The organism is Pseudomonas sp. BF-B-15, from assembly GCF_019946675.1.
GTDB classification, from domain to species: domain Bacteria; phylum Pseudomonadota; class Gammaproteobacteria; order Pseudomonadales; family Pseudomonadaceae; genus Aquipseudomonas; species Aquipseudomonas migulae.
The window spans coordinates 39594-55533 of the sequence record NZ_JAGYFZ010000034.1; the positions used below are offsets into that span (position 1 = coordinate 39594).

The following is a 15940-nucleotide window of genomic DNA, read 5'->3' on the forward strand; positions in this document are numbered from 1 at the left end:
CGATTCAGCAAGCTTAAAAAGCTTACACCCAAGCCTTCCCAAGCCAATTTAAATTGACCCCATGCAACCTCCGCACGCTTACGCTAGTCTCATACGGTTTTGGACCTCCGGATGATTGACGGCGACATCATTATGACATTAAGGTCGCCAGCTAATTGCAGGAGCAAGAACAGACACCTTTGTCTGTCATTTTTGCGCAACAGAACATATGGAGTTTGAATGCGCGGGGCACTATTACGCAGCGGTAAGAGCGGGTCATTCACAGCCTTGGGCGAAACAGGTCAACCGGTATACCGGGCGGCCCTGCAATTGCGCGAAGCCATTCGCCGCAAGAACCCCGAAATGGTCGATCATCTGGCCATCCCTCAAAGCGATGAGCTCGGTAACCAGATCGATTGGTACAGCGGCCTCGACGGTGATGTGATCCCGTGGAGCAGTGCGACCGAAGAAGAACGCGTCCCTGCCCGCCGCCAACTTGAAGCGCTGAAAACCGCGCTCGAGGAATTGAGCCAGCGTTTCCTGGGCACTGAATCCGGCGAACAGCAGCAAGGCGACAAAGCCGTGTTCGGCAAGCTGCTCAAGCGCGTGATTCATTTCCCCGATGAGAATTTCGTCTACCTGGTGCAAGGCAAGCCGGTGCTGACCTTTTGGGGTTTCGAGCATGCCGGTACCGGTAATCGCGATCCCCTGCACTGCCTCTATCAGGTTCCGCCCGCGTTTACGCTGCCCCCGGTGGTCGAAGCCGCGCCTGTCGTTGCGCCCGTCGTTGCGCCCGTCGTGCCGGTGGTTGCTCGTCCGTGGTGGCGTCGCTGGTGGTGGCTGTTGCTGCTGCCGTTCCTGCTACTGCTTTTGTGGCTGTTGCTTGGTCTGCGTGGTTGCGTGCCGATTCCGTTGGTGGCGGTAGACCTGCTGCCTGAGGGCATCGTGCCGGTGGAAAAACAGCTGGAAGAACCGCAACTGACCGGCAATGCCACGACGCTGAACGGCGTTCCGGTGACGGGCACCGTTGTAGGCTCTACCACTGGAACCGGCACCGGTACCGCCGTGACCGAAACCCAAGGAGTGGAAGCGCCGGCGGTCGAGGGCAACGAGGCAGATGCAGCGCCGGCCGACCTGGCCAAAGACCCAGCCAAAGACCCGGCAGCCGAATCGCCCGCCACCCCGCCCGAAAACAAAACCGCGCCGCCGGATATCACATCGCCCGAGGCCGAAAAATCCGCCGCCGCAAAACCCGGCCCTCCCCTGAGCATTCCACCGGACGCCGCCGACGGTGCCGCCAAGTTCCTCGACGGTCAGTTCCGCGCCGGCGCCGGTATTCAGGACCGCCGGACCGGCAAACCGCTGCGTCTGGAATACCAGCTCAAGGACGGTAAGGGCGAAGTCACCGTACACCAGGCCGACGGCACGAAATGCACCGGGCCGGTGAGCGCTACTATGAAGGGTGGCAGCTTGGCCATCGACAGTCAGGGCCAGGCCGTGTGTGGCGATGGCAGCACTTACGACATGCCCAAGGTCAACTGCCGCAAAGGGGCGACCACAGTCGCAGACTGCACCGGCGGTTACGGCAAAGAACAATTCCCCATGTCCATGCGGCACGTGGCCGAATAAAAACGGAATAACCCGACATGTTGCCTGAAGTCACCCAATTCGAAGACACCGTCACGCTGGTCAGCGACACCGGCATCCAGTTCATGGATTTCGCCCTGCGCCTGGACCCTCGCAAAGAACCGGCGGGCGAGTTCGCGCCGATGATCAGCGGGTTGATCTGCCGCCTGTCATACAACGAAGAGAAAGACTTCTTTTTCTACGAGCCGGAGCCGGAAAAGGTCGAAAAAGCCAAACCGGCGTTCAGTGTCGACATGAAAAGCAGCCTCGAGCTGCTCGACGGTGTCTGGCTGCCGACGCCGTTTTTCCGCTTCATGCCGCCGCACCGCTTCGACGAAGGCCCGACCAACTGGTCGCGCATGCGCCTGGTCAAACTGGCGACGCCCGACATCGACGGCAACACCCACCGCCTGACGATGGCCTTCGACAGCCGCGTGATGCCCAAGCGTGACGGCACCGCTTACCTGGCGCCAAACGAAGAAGACATCAGTTCCGGCGTGTCCTTCAAACTGGCGACCAAGGCCAGCGAAACCCGCTGGTTCCTGGCCCAGCCGTGGGTCAACGAATGGCTGCTGGAAGTATTCAACGAGGGCAATGCCCACCGCTCGCGCGCAGAACTGGACACCGACATCCGCGCCAACTATCACTTGGCGCACTACCTCAACTTGCTGAGCCTTCTGAGCAAGCCATCGGCGGCAGAGCAGTCGACTGCCCGGCCGAAAGTTGAAATCCCTGAATTGAAGGTGGTTGCCAACGACAGCAATGGCCTGGTCAAACCGATTCCGGTGGACCTGGTGCTGGACGTCGGCAACTCTCGCACCTGCGGCATTCTGATCGAGAACCACGGTCAGGCCGGTTCCGGGTTGAAACAGAACTACGTGCTGGAACTGCGCGACCTGATCACCCCCGAACACACTTACAACCTGCCATTCGAAAGCCGTGTGGAATTCGCCCAGGCGTATTTCGGCAAGGACCACTGCTCGGTCAAAAGCGGCCGGCATGATGCGTTCCAGTGGGCGACGATTGCCCGTGTCGGCAACGAGGCCAGCCGTCTGGCCAGCCGTCGTCGCGGCACCGAAGGCTCGACCGGGCTGTCCAGCCCGAAACGCTACCTGTGGGACGAAAACGCCTACGGCCACGGCTGGCGCTTCAACTGCTCGTACATCAAGACCGACAGCGAGCCGTACGCCACTGCCGCGCCGTTCTCGCACCTGATCAACGAAACCGGCGAAGCGCTTTACAGCCTCGAAGAAGATGATCGTCTGCCGGTGTTCATGCCGCGTTATTCGCGCAGCTCGCTGATGACGTTCATGCTCGCCGAGGTCCTGGCCCAGGCGCTGTCGCAAATCAACAGCCCGGCCCAGCGCTCGCGCCAGGGTCACACCCGTGTGCCGCGCCAGCTCAACAGCATCACCCTGACCGTGCCGCCGGGCATGCCGCAGGCCGAGCGCAGCATCCTCAACGAACGCATGCAGCAAGCCATCGGCCTGGTGTGGAAAAGCCTCGGCTGGCATGCCGGCGAGGAAGACCCGCATCAGGACCAGGCCGTCAGCCCGCGCACGCCGATCCCGAGCATCCGCGTCGAATGGGACGAAGCCTCCTGCGGCCAGCTGGTGTACCTGTACACCGAGGTCAACGAGAACTTCGCCGGTCATCCGGAAGAGTTTTTCGACACCCTCGCCCGGCCGGACAAAACCGACCGTGAACGCATCACTCTGGCGACCATCGACATCGGCGGTGGCACCACCGACCTGGTGATCACCGACTATCGCCTCGACCGCGCCGGCAACACCGGCAGCGGCAGCAACGTGCACATCGTGCCCGAGCAGCGTTTTCGCGATGGCTTCAAAGTGGCCGGCGACGACATTCTGCTGGACGTGATTCAGGACTTCGTCCTGCCGAGCTTCGAAAAAGCCTTGCAGATCTCAGGCGTCAAATCGCCCGTCTCGCTGATGTCGCGGCTGTGTGGCGATGAATCGGTCAGCGCCCAGGACATGATCCTGCGCCAGCAACTGAACCTGCAGGTTTTTGCCCCGCTGGGCCTGGCGCTGCTCAAGGCCTACGAGCATTACGACCCGCAAGACCAGCAGGAAGTGAGCACCCAGACGTACCGCCAATTGCTGGGTGACAACGCAATCAGCCAGACCGTGCTCGATTACGTCAATGCCGCCGTGCGTCGTGATGTCGGCAGCCAAAGCGCCTTTGACCTGTACGAATCGTTGATCAGCTTCGACCTGCAAAAGCTCCATGCCGCATTCCTCAACGATCAGATCAACATCACCAAGATCCTCGGTGCGCTGTGTGAAGTGGTCGCGCATTACCCGTGCGACGTCCTGCTGCTGACCGGCCGCCCTTCGCGCCTGCCCGGCATTCAGGCGTTCATCCGCAAGGTGTTGCCGCTGCCACCGGGGCGCATCCTGGCGTTGCAGAACTACCGCACTGGCGGCTGGTACCCGTTCCACAAGAACGGCCTGATCGACGACCCGAAAAGCACCGCTTCGGTCGGCGCGATGCTGTGCCTGTTGTGCGCCAACCACAGTGTGCCGAACTTCTACTTCCGCGCTTCGGCACTCAAACCGTATTCGACGGTCAAAAACATCGGCGTTATCGACCTGAACAACGTGATCAAGGATGCCGACGTGCTGTACCGCGACATTCAGTCCGAAGACTACAAAATCAAGCTGCCGGAAATCGGCACGGGCGACGCCGCCGACACGCCTCAGCTGGAAATGCGCGGCGATCTGCGCCTCGGTTTCCGTCAGCTGGCCGCCGACCGCTGGGCCGCTTCGCCGCTGTACACCTTGCGCTTCACCAAGGCCGGTCGGGAGAAGTTCTCCCGTGCGATCGGTGAAAACGGCAGCGCGCCGCTGCTCAAGGTGCGCTTCGAGGTCAAACCGGCGGACAAGTACACACGCAAGCAGGATCTGGTCAGCGACCGCCTCTCGGTACGCAACATCGAATCCAACTGCAGCAACGTCAACTTCAACCCGCGCAGCGACCTCGAGCTGGAACTCAACACCATGCTCGACGCCGGCCTGAGCGAGACCAAGTACTGGCTCGACAGTGGAAGTGTGAAACGCAAATGAATGACCTGACCCCCGATCAACATCAGCTCTCTACCCGCTGGGCCGCTGTTTATGAAGGTGCCGGTCAGGCGCTGGAATGGATTGGCCAGACCCGTGTCAACGCGCCACGTCTGGACAGCGAAGCCGACAACCTGAACATCCGCCTGCATCGCGCCCGCAACCTGGCCCACAGCCTCGGTCGCGTGGCCTGCACGCCGATGACCATCGGCTTTTTCGGTTTGTCCCAGGCGGGCAAGTCCTACCTGATCTCGGCCCTCGCGGCCGGGCAGAACGGCAAACTGGAAACCGATTTCGGTGGCCAGCGCCTGGACTTCATCAAGCACATCAACCCGGTGGGTGGCGGCAAGGAAGCCACCGGCCTGGTGACGCGCTTCAGCCGGCGGGCCACACCGAGCCAGGACCCGGATTTCCCGGTGGAGCTGACGCTGTTCAAGGAAATCGAGCTGGCGAAGATTCTCGCCAACTCCTGGTTCAAGGATTTCGACCTTGAACGGATTTCCTACGAGATTGACGAAGAACGCATCCAGCGAGTCCTCAAGCCGTTCGAAGGTCGCGAGACCGGGCCGATGCAGCCGGGTGTCAGCGCCGACGATCTGGTGTCGCTGTGGGATTACCTGCGGGACAACTTCCGCAACTCGGTGAAAAAACTCGAGCACCTGTATTGGCCGAAAGCCTTGCAGCTCGCGCCGCGCCTGAATTTCCAGGAACGTGCCGAGCTGTTCGCCATTCTTTGGGGTGAGCAAAGCGAGCTGACGCGTGTGTATCAGCAACTGGCCGGCGCGCTGCACAAGCTGGGCCTGCCCGAGACCGTATTCGCGCCGTTGAAGGCCTTGGTGAGTTTCGAAAACGACACTTACAGCCAGCGCGACAGCATCATGAACGTCGACATCCTCGAGCGCTTCGGCAGCCCGCGGGACTTGCCGATCGACGTGCGGCCACGCATCGACGGTCGCCTGCAAAACAGCCAGGGCATTCCCGTTGCGCAACTGGCGGCACTCACGGCGGAAATGACGTTCGGCCTGATCGAAGCCCCGGCCGACGACATCGTCAACCAGGTCGATCTGCTCGACTTCCCCGGCTATCGCGGACGCAAGAAGCTGCACGAGATCGCCAACTCCAGCGACCCGGAATCCGCCACCAAGGACAACTCCGTCTCGCAGCTGATTCTGCGCGGCAAGGTCGCTTACCTGTTTGAGCGCTACACCGACAATCAGGAAATGAACGCGCTGGTGGTGTGCACCGGCTCGACCAAACAAAGCGACGTCAACGACGTTGGCCCGGTGCTGACGCGCTGGATCGAAAAAACCCAGGGCGCCGACGCGGCCGCTCGCAGCAAACGCGACACCGGTCTGATCTGGGCATTGACCATGCTCGACCTGCGCATCACCAACTCCCTGAGCCTGACACCCGATCAGTACGACGAGAGCTGGAATGGCATGGTCAAGCTGACCATGCTGGAGCGCTTCGGCAGCCTGAGCTGGATGAACGACTGGGCCGGCACGCCATTCCAGAACACCTTCCTGGTGCGTAAACCGCGCATGGACGCGGCATTCATCGTCCAGGACGCCAGCGGCGCCGAAACCGGGATCAACGCCAGTTACCAGGAACGCGTCGATGCGCTGGGCGAAAGCTTTGCGAGCAACGCGCTGGTGTGCAAACACGTCAGCAATCCCGCCAATACCTGGAAAGAAATGCTGCGCAACGATGACGGTGGCATCAGTCACTTCAGCGGCAGTTTCAAGGGCGTGGCCAATATCGAATTCAAACTGCAGCGCATCCGCGAGCAGCTGGACGAATGCCTTGAAGGCCTGACCACGCATGGTCTGAGCACCTGGTATCACGCCGATGGTGACGGCGCCGCCGCTGCCAAGAAAGCCCAGGCGCAGATGATTCTGTCGACCCTGGGCCGTCGTCCGGCGGTGCTGGGCGAACTCATCGATCAACTCGACATGCCGAGCGAAGAGGTGCGCGACCTGTACCTCAGCGGCGTGTACGAAACCGATGACGAGCCAGCGGTCAGCGATGAGCCGGTCGCCCTGACACCGAGCCAGAGCCTGTACGGCAACGACGCCGGTTTTGATTTCGATTTCGGCGATGACGCCAGCCCCGACAGCCCACCGGCCAGCAGCAAGCCCCACACGCCGGTCCCGGAACTGCAAAGCAACGAACACCGTTTTGCCAAAGCGGCCTTCAAGGCCTGGGTCGCGCACTTGCGCGAACTGACCACCCGGCAAAGCCTGCTCAACCTGCTGGGACTGGAAAAGGCCTTGCTCGAAGCGGTGGTCGACGAGCTGATCACTGCCGGTTATCGCCAGGATTTGCCGGGGCAACTGAGCCGCGCCGTCCTCAAGCGTGCCCAGAGCGGTGCGCGTCGCGATCAACTGGTTGAGCGCCAGGTACTGGAAGTACAACGCGTGCTGCGCGATTTCGTGTCCTGGTTCGGCTACCTCCAGAAACCCGTGAGCGAACGCCCACCTAGCCGGACCGGTGCCAAAGCGCCCTTGTTCTCGTTCTATACCGACATCGGTCCGGGACAAGTACCGGAGCTGCCGCCGCAACCGGCGAACCAGGCGCAACGGTATCTCGGCGACTGGCTTTCGGGCCTGGCCTGTATCACGCAGGACAATGCCGGCCATGGTGCCGGTCGCGAAATCACCCCTGAACAGAACGAACGGCTGGGCCAAGTGCTCACAGCCTTCGCAGCGAGATAAGCAATGCCAATTCGTGTCGACCTGCTCGCCTTAGAGCCCAATGTGCCTGGCCGGGCCTGCCTTACTGTGAAGAAATGGCAGGGTGGCGAAGAACAGCTGGAATTTTCCATTCAGCGTAACCAGGACGGTTTCTACCTCCAGGACCAACAGGCCTGGAGCAACAACCCGTTCTGGTTCAAGGTTTCGCGCTTCACTGTCGCCGCCAGTGGCGAAGCTCTTGAAGCCCAGGTCGGCCCGGAAGTGGTCGACCCGCTGCTGGAAGGCAGCGCCAACTCGCAATTCCAGATCGAACTGCGCGAACAGAGCCTGGGGCATGCCGACAAAGGCGTGGTCCGGCCAGGCGTCGGGCTGTTGCCGTCCACGGCGGGTGGTCAGACGCGCTCGACGTATGGCGGCGCAGATTTGACCGCGCCAGCTGCACCAGCACCTGAGATTCCGGAAATCCCGGAACTGCCGGAATTGATCTTGCCCACCGCCGAGCCAGAAATCGAACTGGAATCGGTGCCCAACGAACGCGAATACACGCCTGCTCCGCCACCGGTGAAGAAGAGCAACAAAGGCCTGCTCGGCCTCGCGCTTGTGCTGGTATTGCTGCTGGCGGCAGCGGCCGGGTTCTGGTTCTACAAACGCACGCCGGCGCCTGCCCCGACGGTCGCGGCCGCCGCACCGGCCGGTGCCGACGCACAAGCCTGCACGCTGGAAAGCATGAACAGTCTGCCCGAGCTGACCTTCGTCCAGACCTGCATCAAGGCGGCACCCGACAGCGCCAAGCTGCTGGAAATCATCAACGAAGCCAAGGCCGGCAAACACTGCGGTGTCGCCCAGCGCCTGTACGCCAACCGTGCCCAGGCCGGTGACGCGCTGATCGCCAACGCCTATGCCCGCGAATACGACCCGAAATACCTGAAGGCCAGCGAGTGCTTCCCGGTAGCGGATAACGCCACCGCGGCCTACTGGTACGAAACGATCCTCACCCAGGACCCGAACAACGCCGAAGCCAAGCAGCGTTTCGAGGAGTTGCAGAAGTGATGCGTTCACCCGTGAGTCGTTTCCTGCTGAGCAGCGCTGCGTTGTTGGCGCTGTGCATCAGCCCGTTGTCCCAGGCTGATGACAAACCGCTGATCCAGGCCGGTAAAAAGACCTTGTTCCAACGCGTATTGACCACCCCGGGCTGCAAGATCAGCCCGACGGCGGGCGGTGCGGCAGGCGAGGCGCAACCGGTGTTCAGCCGTTTCTACGTGTACGAACGCGCCCAGGCGGCAAACGCCGAGTGGCTGAAAGTCGGCCCCGACAGTTATGGCAAAACCATTGGCTGGCTGCCTGCAAGCTGCACCACCGACTGGAAAATGCAGCTGACCCTGGCCTTCACCAACCCGGCCAACCGCGACCGGCTGCTGTTCTTCAAGGAACGCACCACGGTCGAAGGCATTCTCAATGCACCGGACCCGGTGAGCAAAGTCGCCCCGCTGCGCGCCACGTTGAAAAAGGGCAAGCAAGCACCCGGCGTGCTGGCCGAAGAACCTGAATACTTCGTCGACCTGCAAAAGCAGTTCTACCTGTTGCCCGTGCTCAGCGGCGAAGAAGTCATGACCGAAGCGGGCTTTCGCACGCGCCTGCTCAATGTCGCATCGGTCAGCAAGCCCGACGAAAAAGACACCAAGGGCGCGGCCGGCAAAAATGCGTCCGGTGGCAAAGAGGCAGAAGACATGGCCGCCAGCCAACTGAAGGAATTCAGCGCGGCGGTGGTGTTTGTCATCGACTCGACGATTTCGATGGACCCATACATCGACCGTACCCGCGAAGCGATCCGCAAGGTTTATCAGCAGATCGAATCGCAGAACCTCGGCAAGCAGGTCAAGTTCGGCATGGTGGCTTTCCGTTCCAATACCCAGGCAGTGCCGGGGCTGGAATACACCACCAAGATGTACGCCGACCCTACCAAGGTGAAAGACAGCGCCGACTTTTTCGCCAAGATCGCCGACCTCAAACAGGCCAAAGTGTCGAGCAGCAGCTTCGATGAGGATGCCTTTGCCGGCGTCATGGAGAGTATCGACAAGGTCGACTGGAGCCAATTCGGTGCGCGCTACGTGGTGTTGATCACCGACGCGGGTGCCATCGAAGGTGACGACAAACTGTCGAAAACCGGTTTGAGCGCTGCACAGGTGCGTATTGAGGCTGCCAACCCGGGCGTAGCGATTTACACCCTGCACTTGAAAACCCCGGCCGGGGTCAAGGATCACGCGAAGGCCGAGGCGCAGTACCAGAACCTGTCGACTTACCCGGGCACCAACACCTCGCTCTACTACCCGGTGAATGCGGGTGATGTGCAGGAGTTCGGGCGCAAGGTCGACGCACTGGCCACCGCGATCACTACACAGGTGAAAGCCGCCTACATGGGCGAAGACGCCATCGGCAGCGCGGCGAACGCCAAGCAGGACCCGGCCGAGAAGAAAATGCTCGAGGACGCCGCACTGATCGGCCACGCCATGCAACTGGCCTATCTGGGCGAGAAGAACAACAGCAAGTCCCCGCCGGTGTTCAAGGCGTGGATCACCGACCGTGACCTGATCAAGCAGAACATCCCCACCACCGACGTGCGGGTGTTGCTGACCAAGTCCCAGCTCAGCGACTTGAGCGACGTGATGAAGAAGATTCTCGACGCTGCCAACGAAGGCCTGATTTCGCCGACGGAAATGTTCGACCGCCTGCGCTCGGTTGCCGCGACCATGGGCGCAGATCCGAACCAGCTCAAGCAGAACAACAACGCCAAACTGGCGGACATGGGCGTGCTCGGCGAGTACATCGAAGACCTGCCGTACCAGAGCGAAGTGCTGAACCTGGATGAAGAGACCTGGAAGAGCTGGGACGGTCTGGCGCAGGAGAAATTCATCCGTACGCTCAACACCAAACTGCGGCACTACCAGCGTTACAACGCTGACGTCGACCGTTGGGTGGCGTTGGCCAAGGACAGCGATGCGCGGGACAACGTGTACCCGGTGCCTCTGGAAATGATGCCTTAACGAGACGCCCATGCTCGATATCAGGAACTTGCTGGTGCGCCGTGGTGAAGGCGCGCTGGCCCATCACGTGCGCCTGCCGCACTTGCAGGTCGGCGGCGGGGAAATCCTCGCCATCACCGGCGAGAGCGGCAGCGGCAAAAGCACATTGCTTGAGGCCATCGGCCTGCTGCTGGCACCGGTCGAGCTTGAGCGCTTTCGCCTGGGCGCAACGCAGGATCAGGACATCGCCCGATTGCTGGCCACGGATGATCAACCGGCTTTGGCGGCGGTGCGTTCGCGGCATCTGGGGTTCATTTTGCAAAGTGGCGGCCTGCTGCCGTTTCTGAGCGTGCGCGACAACATCAGCCTGCCGCGCCGTTTGCTCGGCATGTCGGCACACAGCGCGCACATCGACCACGCGGTTGAGGTATTGCGTCTGCAAGGACTGCTGGATAAAAAGCCGCAGGCGCTGTCGATCGGCGAACGCCAGCGCGTGGCCTGCGTTCGCGCCATTGCCCATGAACCGCTGCTGCTGTTAGCGGACGAACCGACCGCCGCGCTCGACCCGCACAGCGCCCGGCGCCTGTTTGAATTGCTGCTGAGCCTGGTGTCGAGCATGGGCCTGAGTGCGCTCGTGGTGTCCCATGACTGGGCCTTGTTGAAGGATTTCGGCTTGCCGCGACTCGGCGCTATCAGCCGCCAGGGAGAGACTCTGTTTGAACCGATGGACTGACCGACTGCGCCTGCTGGGCACCCTGGCCCTGCAAGACCTGTGGCACGACCGCAAGGTGTCGCTGTGCATCGCCGCGTCATTGGTGGCAGTGATCGCGCCGTTGCTGTTGCTGTTCGGCCTCAAGCACGGGGTGGTCAGCCAGTTGCAGGACGAACTGCTGCGCGACCCGCGTAACCTCGAAGTGAAGATGCTCAGCAACGGCAACTACGACAGTGCCTGGATCGAGCGTCTGCGCCAGCGTCCCGAGACCGGTTTTGCCCTCGGCCAGACCCGTTCGCTCAACACCCAGGCAGATTTGCTTATCGGCATGCAACGCTTCGTCGAAGGCGCGGAAATCATCGCCACCGAACCCGGCGACCCACAACTGAACCTGCCGCAACTCAACCCCACCGGCGATCAAGTGATCCTCAGTGCGCGCGCCGCGCAACGCTTGCAGGCCAAGGTCGGCGATCGCGTGCAACTGCGCGTGCTGCGTCGTCTGGAAGGCGTGAATGAGCGCGGCGAGATGACGCTGAGCGTGCTGGCGATTCTCGATGGCGCCCGTTTCGGCCGCGCTGCCGGGTTTGTCGCCCCGCCGTTGCTGCTGGACCTGGAGCGCTTTCGCGATGGCTATCAGGTCAGTGCGTTCGGCATCACCACCGGCAAGCCTCTGGGTGATCTGCAACCGCTGTATGCCCGCGCTCGCGTGTATGCACACGACATCGACCAAGTGGCGCCGCTGGAGCGCTGGCTCAACGAACAACACATCGAAACGTCGAGCCGACTGGCCGACATCGACAACGTCAAAGCCATCAACCATGTGCTGGGGCTGATCTTCGGTGTTATTGCCCTGGCGGCATTGATTGGCTGTGTGGCGTCGATGGTCGGCGCGTTCCTGGCCAACATCGACCGCAAGCGTAAAAGCCTCGCGGTCCTGCGCCTGTTGGGGTTCAAGCGCACGGCGGTCGCCGGTTTCGTGGTCGTGCAAGCGCTGTTGCTGAGCCTGGCCGGCTACCTCGGCGGATTGGGGTTTTACGCTGTCGGCAGTCATCTGTTCGACTACTTGCTCGGCAGCAGCCAGGCCACCGGCACCTTTGTCTGCCACATCACACTCTGGCATGGCCTCGCCGCCCTGCTTCTGACCTTTCTGGTCGCTACACTGGTGGCCGTGATCGGCGCCGTGCGCGCCATCAGCATCCAACCTGCGGAGAGTCTGCGTGAGCTATAAACGTTTTGGCTTGCTGTTGCCCCTGAGCCTGGGCTACTTGCTCGACGCTTCGGCGGCGGGCTGGGAAGAGAAGTATTACAACCCGATGCCCGAAGCCAGCGACGTCGTTTTGCCGATGCCGTGCGAAGGCTCGATGGTGTTTCGCAAGGTGTTCATTCCAGTCACCGGACCACTCGACGACTACCCGATCAACATCGGTCAGGACGGCGCGGAATACGGCTATGTCGAACAGACTCGACCGACGTTTATCGCCGGCAGTTTCACCGGCGCCAAGAACGACAAATCCCGCTACTACCTGATGGCCAAGTACGAGATGAGTCAGTTGCAGTACGCCGCCCTGACCGATGAAACCTGCCCCACCGCAGCGACCAAGATGCGCCTGCCGCAAGTGGCCGTGAGCTGGGTGCAAGCCGTCGAAGCGGCTGACAAGTACAACCTGTGGCTCCGCAAGAACGCCGCCGGCAAGCTGCCGAAAGAAGACGGTGCCCTGGGCTTCCTGCGTTTGCCGACGGAAGTCGAGTGGGAGTTCGCCGCGCGCGGTGGCCTGGAAGTCGGTGCGGCGGAATTCCGCGATACACGCTACCCGATGCCCGACGGCATCAACGCTTACGAGTGGTTTGCCGGGGCGCAATCGTCCAACGGCAAATTGCAGTTGTCCGGCCTGCAAAAGCCCAATCCGCTGGGCCTTCACGACATGCTCGGCAACGTTGACGAAATGATGTTCGAGCCGTTTCGCCTGAACAAACTCGACCGCCAGCATGGCCAGGCCGGTGGCTACGTCGTGCGGGGCGGCAATTACCTGACCGCCCAGGCTGACCTGCGCACCGCGTTGCGCAAGGAAGAGCCGTACTACAACGCCGAAGGCCAGGTAAAAAACAAGACCACCGGCCTGCGCCTGGTACTGGTCTCGCCGACCCTGACCTCTCGCGAACGCGTGGCCAGCATCGAAAACAGCTGGAAGAAACTCGGCACCGGCAGCAAGGAAACCGAATCCGCCGACAAAGGCACGGTTCAGTCGCTGAACACGCTGGCCTCGGGTGTTGAAGATAAAGCGCTGAAGGAAAAACTCCAGGCCCTGGAAAACCAGCTGCGCGCCAGCAACCAGCAGCAGGAAGAAACCCGCGACCAGGCGATTCGCGCCAGCCTCAATCTGGGTGCGTTCCTGTGCACCAAGATGCTCGACGACGGCCAGTACGTGGATTTCCTGCAAAAAAACTACAAGCTCAATTGCGAAGCCGCCGAAAAAGACGCCAGTTGCGACATGCGCAAGGGCAAGCTCGACGAGCAGAAGGATCGCCTGCACAAACTCAGCCGTTACTACGCCAGCAGCCTGGTGGAGTCGGCGACGTTGTACGGTCAGCCGCTGCTCGAGGCACAGGTTCCGGTGATGGAAGAAATCATTACTCGCAACAAACAGCTTCAGGACCTCAAACCCTACTTGCGCACGCACTGGGCGAATCAGAAGACCTTCCTGCAAAAACAGAAGATCGACACTGACGCCTGGCTGACCAGCTGCAAGACCGTCACTCAATAACAACACGTCAACACCGTCATCGAGGAGTTTCACCATGTCGCGCAGCCTTTGGACTCGCTTCAAACTACAGATCGCATTCGTCGTTGCCGGCAGCCTGTTGCTGACTGGTTGCGCCAACACCGGCAGTTCGATGCTCGGCGGCAGCGACGGCGCAGACCCGCGCCTGACCCAGGGCAATGACGCGGAGTTCTTCAGCAAGTCCGGTTACCAGGCCTGCGCCGTCGGCGCCGGTGTCGGCATCCTCGGTTGCGCGCTGTCCAACAGCAGCAACAAGGCGGTCTGCGCCATCGCCGCCGGTATTACCGCGTGTGGCGTGGCCATGGGCGCGAACTATTATCTGGATCAACGTCGCAGCGAATACGCCGACACCTCCACCCGTCTGGCGAAGATGAACAGCGAAGTCGAGCAAGACACGCGCAATGTGATTGCCCGCACCGAGACCGCTCAGCAAGTGATCAAGGATGACCAGGCGCGTATCGCCAAGATCAAACAGGACATCGCCAGCAAAAAGGTCGACAAGACCAAAGCCCAGACGCAAATCGCCGAGATCGACAACAACATCGCAATCTTGCGCAAAGACCTCAGCAACATGCGCAAAAAAGTCACCGAGTACAGCAAAGTGGCCGATGCCGAACGCGCCCAAGGCTCCAGCGCCGAGATGAAGCAGGTGGATGTGAGCATTCTGAAAATGAACGAGAAAGTCGCTGCCTTGCAGAAGGAAGTCGACGGTCTCTACAGCCAGCGCTCCGCAATCACTCTGGGTTAAGCACATGACGTTACGACAACTGGCGGTCCTGACCGCCGTCCTCGCCTTGAGCGGTTGCGCGACCCAGCCGGGCGAATGCGATGCGACCAATCGCGACAGCAGCATGCTGACCAAGATGAACTGCGACTACTCTGGTGGTTACAGCGATCAGGTCAAACAAAAGGAACAGGCCCTGGCCGAGTCCCGCCAGCAAAACGCGATGTTCCGTCAGGTGTACGAGAACATTCAGGCCCAGCAGCTCAGCACCAAAACCGATTTGGCCAGCCAGCAGAAATCCCAGGCTGAACTGAACCAGTCGCTGGGCAAGTTGCTGACCTCACTGAAGGCGCGCCATGGCAATGAAAGCCAGGTGCAAAAGCAGATCGCCGGGCTCGAACAGCAGCTCAAGGACTCGCAGACTGCACCGGTGGCCAAGCCTTCAAAGGCGGCCCTGGCCGCCAAGCAGGAACAACTGAAGGCGCTGCAGAAAAAGGTCAATCAACTGCAATTCAGCCTCGGTTACGAAGAGTAACTTTTCACCCGCAGGCCTCCCGCCGGAGGCCTGCAGCCTTTTCAGGAATCGACGTCATGCAGCGGGTCATCAGGGATGCGCAAGCCACACCAGAGGGGATGAGTGCGCTGCAAGCCAAAGTCGCCCTCATCCAGAAACACTTTCCGCCGACCGTCTCCAGCCTCTTCGCCATCCCGCGAATGGGCAGCGGCGAGGTGCTGGAATGGTGGACCGAACTGGGTGGCCAACCCACGCCCTATGCCGACCTCAACGAGGACGCTCAACGGCGATTGCTGGAAACCTATGAAGTGCGTCAGACGTCCCTTGGACAGTTGGCGGACGAACTGCAAAAACGCGGTCAGCCCACGGAAGCGGATGACCTGCGCAGCCTGCTCGGCGCTCCCGAGCTGGACAAACTCTACAGCCTCAACGGTGAGCCGTTGGTGGTGCGCTGGAACCAGCGCCCGCCAAAACCGGTGGTGCCACCGGTGGTTCCGCTGGCTCCGGTGGCCGCCGTGGCGCCTTCGCGCCGTGGATGGTGGATCGCCGCGGCATTGCTGGCACTGCTGTTGTTGCTCCTGGCGCTCTGGGCTTACTGGTGGTTTATGCACCGGGAAAAAGTTGTCCCGGTCGAACCGGTCGCCCCGGTGGTGACACCGATCGAGAAACCGGTTGAGCCTGTTCCCGAGCCGGTAGTGGAGCCGGAGCCTGTAGTGGAACCGAAACCGGAACCCGTACCGGTTCCAGAGCCAGAACCAGTACCTGTCTCTTATACCCATCTCCGAGCCCCCGAGACTGCAGCTAATCTC

Annotated in this window: 10 protein-coding genes and 1 pseudogene; all 11 read left to right on the top strand. The window is 61.3% G+C overall.

From position 1 onward, the window contains the following. Positions 1-219: 219 nt before the first annotated feature. Positions 220-1608 carry an SrfA family protein gene (locus KGA97_RS13525; RefSeq protein WP_223415408.1) on the top strand — a complete coding sequence of 463 codons (1389 nt, stop codon included), beginning with the start codon at positions 220-222 and terminating at the stop codon, positions 1606-1608. Positions 1609-1625: 17 nt separating this feature from the next. After that, the gene (locus KGA97_RS13530) at positions 1626-4691 is read left to right on the top strand and encodes a virulence factor SrfB (RefSeq protein WP_008030519.1); all 3066 of its coding nucleotides are present in this window, start codon (positions 1626-1628) and stop codon (positions 4689-4691) included. Then, the gene (locus KGA97_RS13535; RefSeq protein ID WP_223480919.1) at positions 4688-7402 is read left to right on the top strand and encodes a putative virulence factor; all 2715 of its coding nucleotides are present in this window, start codon (positions 4688-4690) and stop codon (positions 7400-7402) included. Before KGA97_RS13530 ends, KGA97_RS13535 begins: the two co-directional genes overlap by 4 nt. A gap of 3 nt (positions 7403-7405) precedes the next feature. Continuing rightward, complete coding sequence (locus KGA97_RS13540; RefSeq protein WP_223434001.1) at positions 7406-8431, top strand: hypothetical protein; 1026 nt, start codon at positions 7406-7408, stop codon at positions 8429-8431. Then, a complete protein-coding gene (locus KGA97_RS13545) occupies positions 8431-10422 on the top strand; it encodes a vWA domain-containing protein (protein ID WP_223480922.1) in 1992 nt (663 codons plus the stop codon). Before KGA97_RS13540 ends, KGA97_RS13545 begins: the two co-directional genes overlap by 1 nt. Before the next feature lie 10 nt (positions 10423-10432). Continuing rightward, entirely contained in the window at positions 10433-11134 is a 702-nt protein-coding gene (locus KGA97_RS13550) for an ABC transporter ATP-binding protein (RefSeq protein WP_223480920.1), read from the top strand. Beyond that, the gene (locus tag KGA97_RS13555) at positions 11118-12341 is read left to right on the top strand and encodes an ABC transporter permease (RefSeq protein WP_223480921.1); all 1224 of its coding nucleotides are present in this window, start codon (positions 11118-11120) and stop codon (positions 12339-12341) included. Before KGA97_RS13550 ends, KGA97_RS13555 begins: the two co-directional genes overlap by 17 nt. Then, positions 12331-13875 carry an SUMF1/EgtB/PvdO family nonheme iron enzyme gene (locus KGA97_RS13560; RefSeq protein ID WP_008037965.1) on the top strand — a complete coding sequence of 515 codons (1545 nt, stop codon included), beginning with the start codon at positions 12331-12333 and terminating at the stop codon, positions 13873-13875. The genes KGA97_RS13555 and KGA97_RS13560 overlap by 11 nt, the downstream gene beginning before the upstream one ends. A gap of 34 nt (positions 13876-13909) precedes the next feature. Further along, positions 13910-14641, top strand: a complete 732-nt coding sequence (locus tag KGA97_RS13565) for a hypothetical protein (RefSeq protein ID WP_008037967.1) — start codon at positions 13910-13912, stop codon at positions 14639-14641. Positions 14642-14645: 4 nt separating this feature from the next. Beyond that, complete coding sequence (locus KGA97_RS13570; RefSeq protein ID WP_008030533.1) at positions 14646-15152, top strand: hypothetical protein; 507 nt, start codon at positions 14646-14648, stop codon at positions 15150-15152. 56 nt (positions 15153-15208) lie between these two features. Then, a pseudogene (locus KGA97_RS13575) lies at positions 15209-15940 on the top strand (hypothetical protein); the annotation flags it as partial.

What these genes read in the sequence shown, in the direction of transcription:
- KGA97_RS13525 (WP_223415408.1), top strand. Translation starts at nt 220, where the DNA reads ATGCGCGGGGCACTATTACGCAGCGGTAAGAGCGGGTCATTCACAGCC.
- KGA97_RS13530 (WP_008030519.1), top strand. Translation starts at nt 1,626, where the DNA reads ATGTTGCCTGAAGTCACCCAATTCGAAGACACCGTCACGCTGGTCAGC.
- KGA97_RS13535 (WP_223480919.1), top strand. Translation starts at nt 4,688, where the DNA reads ATGAATGACCTGACCCCCGATCAACATCAGCTCTCTACCCGCTGGGCC.
- KGA97_RS13540 (WP_223434001.1), top strand. Translation starts at nt 7,406, where the DNA reads ATGCCAATTCGTGTCGACCTGCTCGCCTTAGAGCCCAATGTGCCTGGC.
- KGA97_RS13545 (WP_223480922.1), top strand. Translation starts at nt 8,431, where the DNA reads ATGCGTTCACCCGTGAGTCGTTTCCTGCTGAGCAGCGCTGCGTTGTTG.
- KGA97_RS13550 (WP_223480920.1), top strand. Translation starts at nt 10,433, where the DNA reads ATGCTCGATATCAGGAACTTGCTGGTGCGCCGTGGTGAAGGCGCGCTG.
- KGA97_RS13565 (WP_008037967.1), top strand. Translation starts at nt 13,910, where the DNA reads ATGTCGCGCAGCCTTTGGACTCGCTTCAAACTACAGATCGCATTCGTC.
- KGA97_RS13570 (WP_008030533.1), top strand. Translation starts at nt 14,646, where the DNA reads ATGACGTTACGACAACTGGCGGTCCTGACCGCCGTCCTCGCCTTGAGC.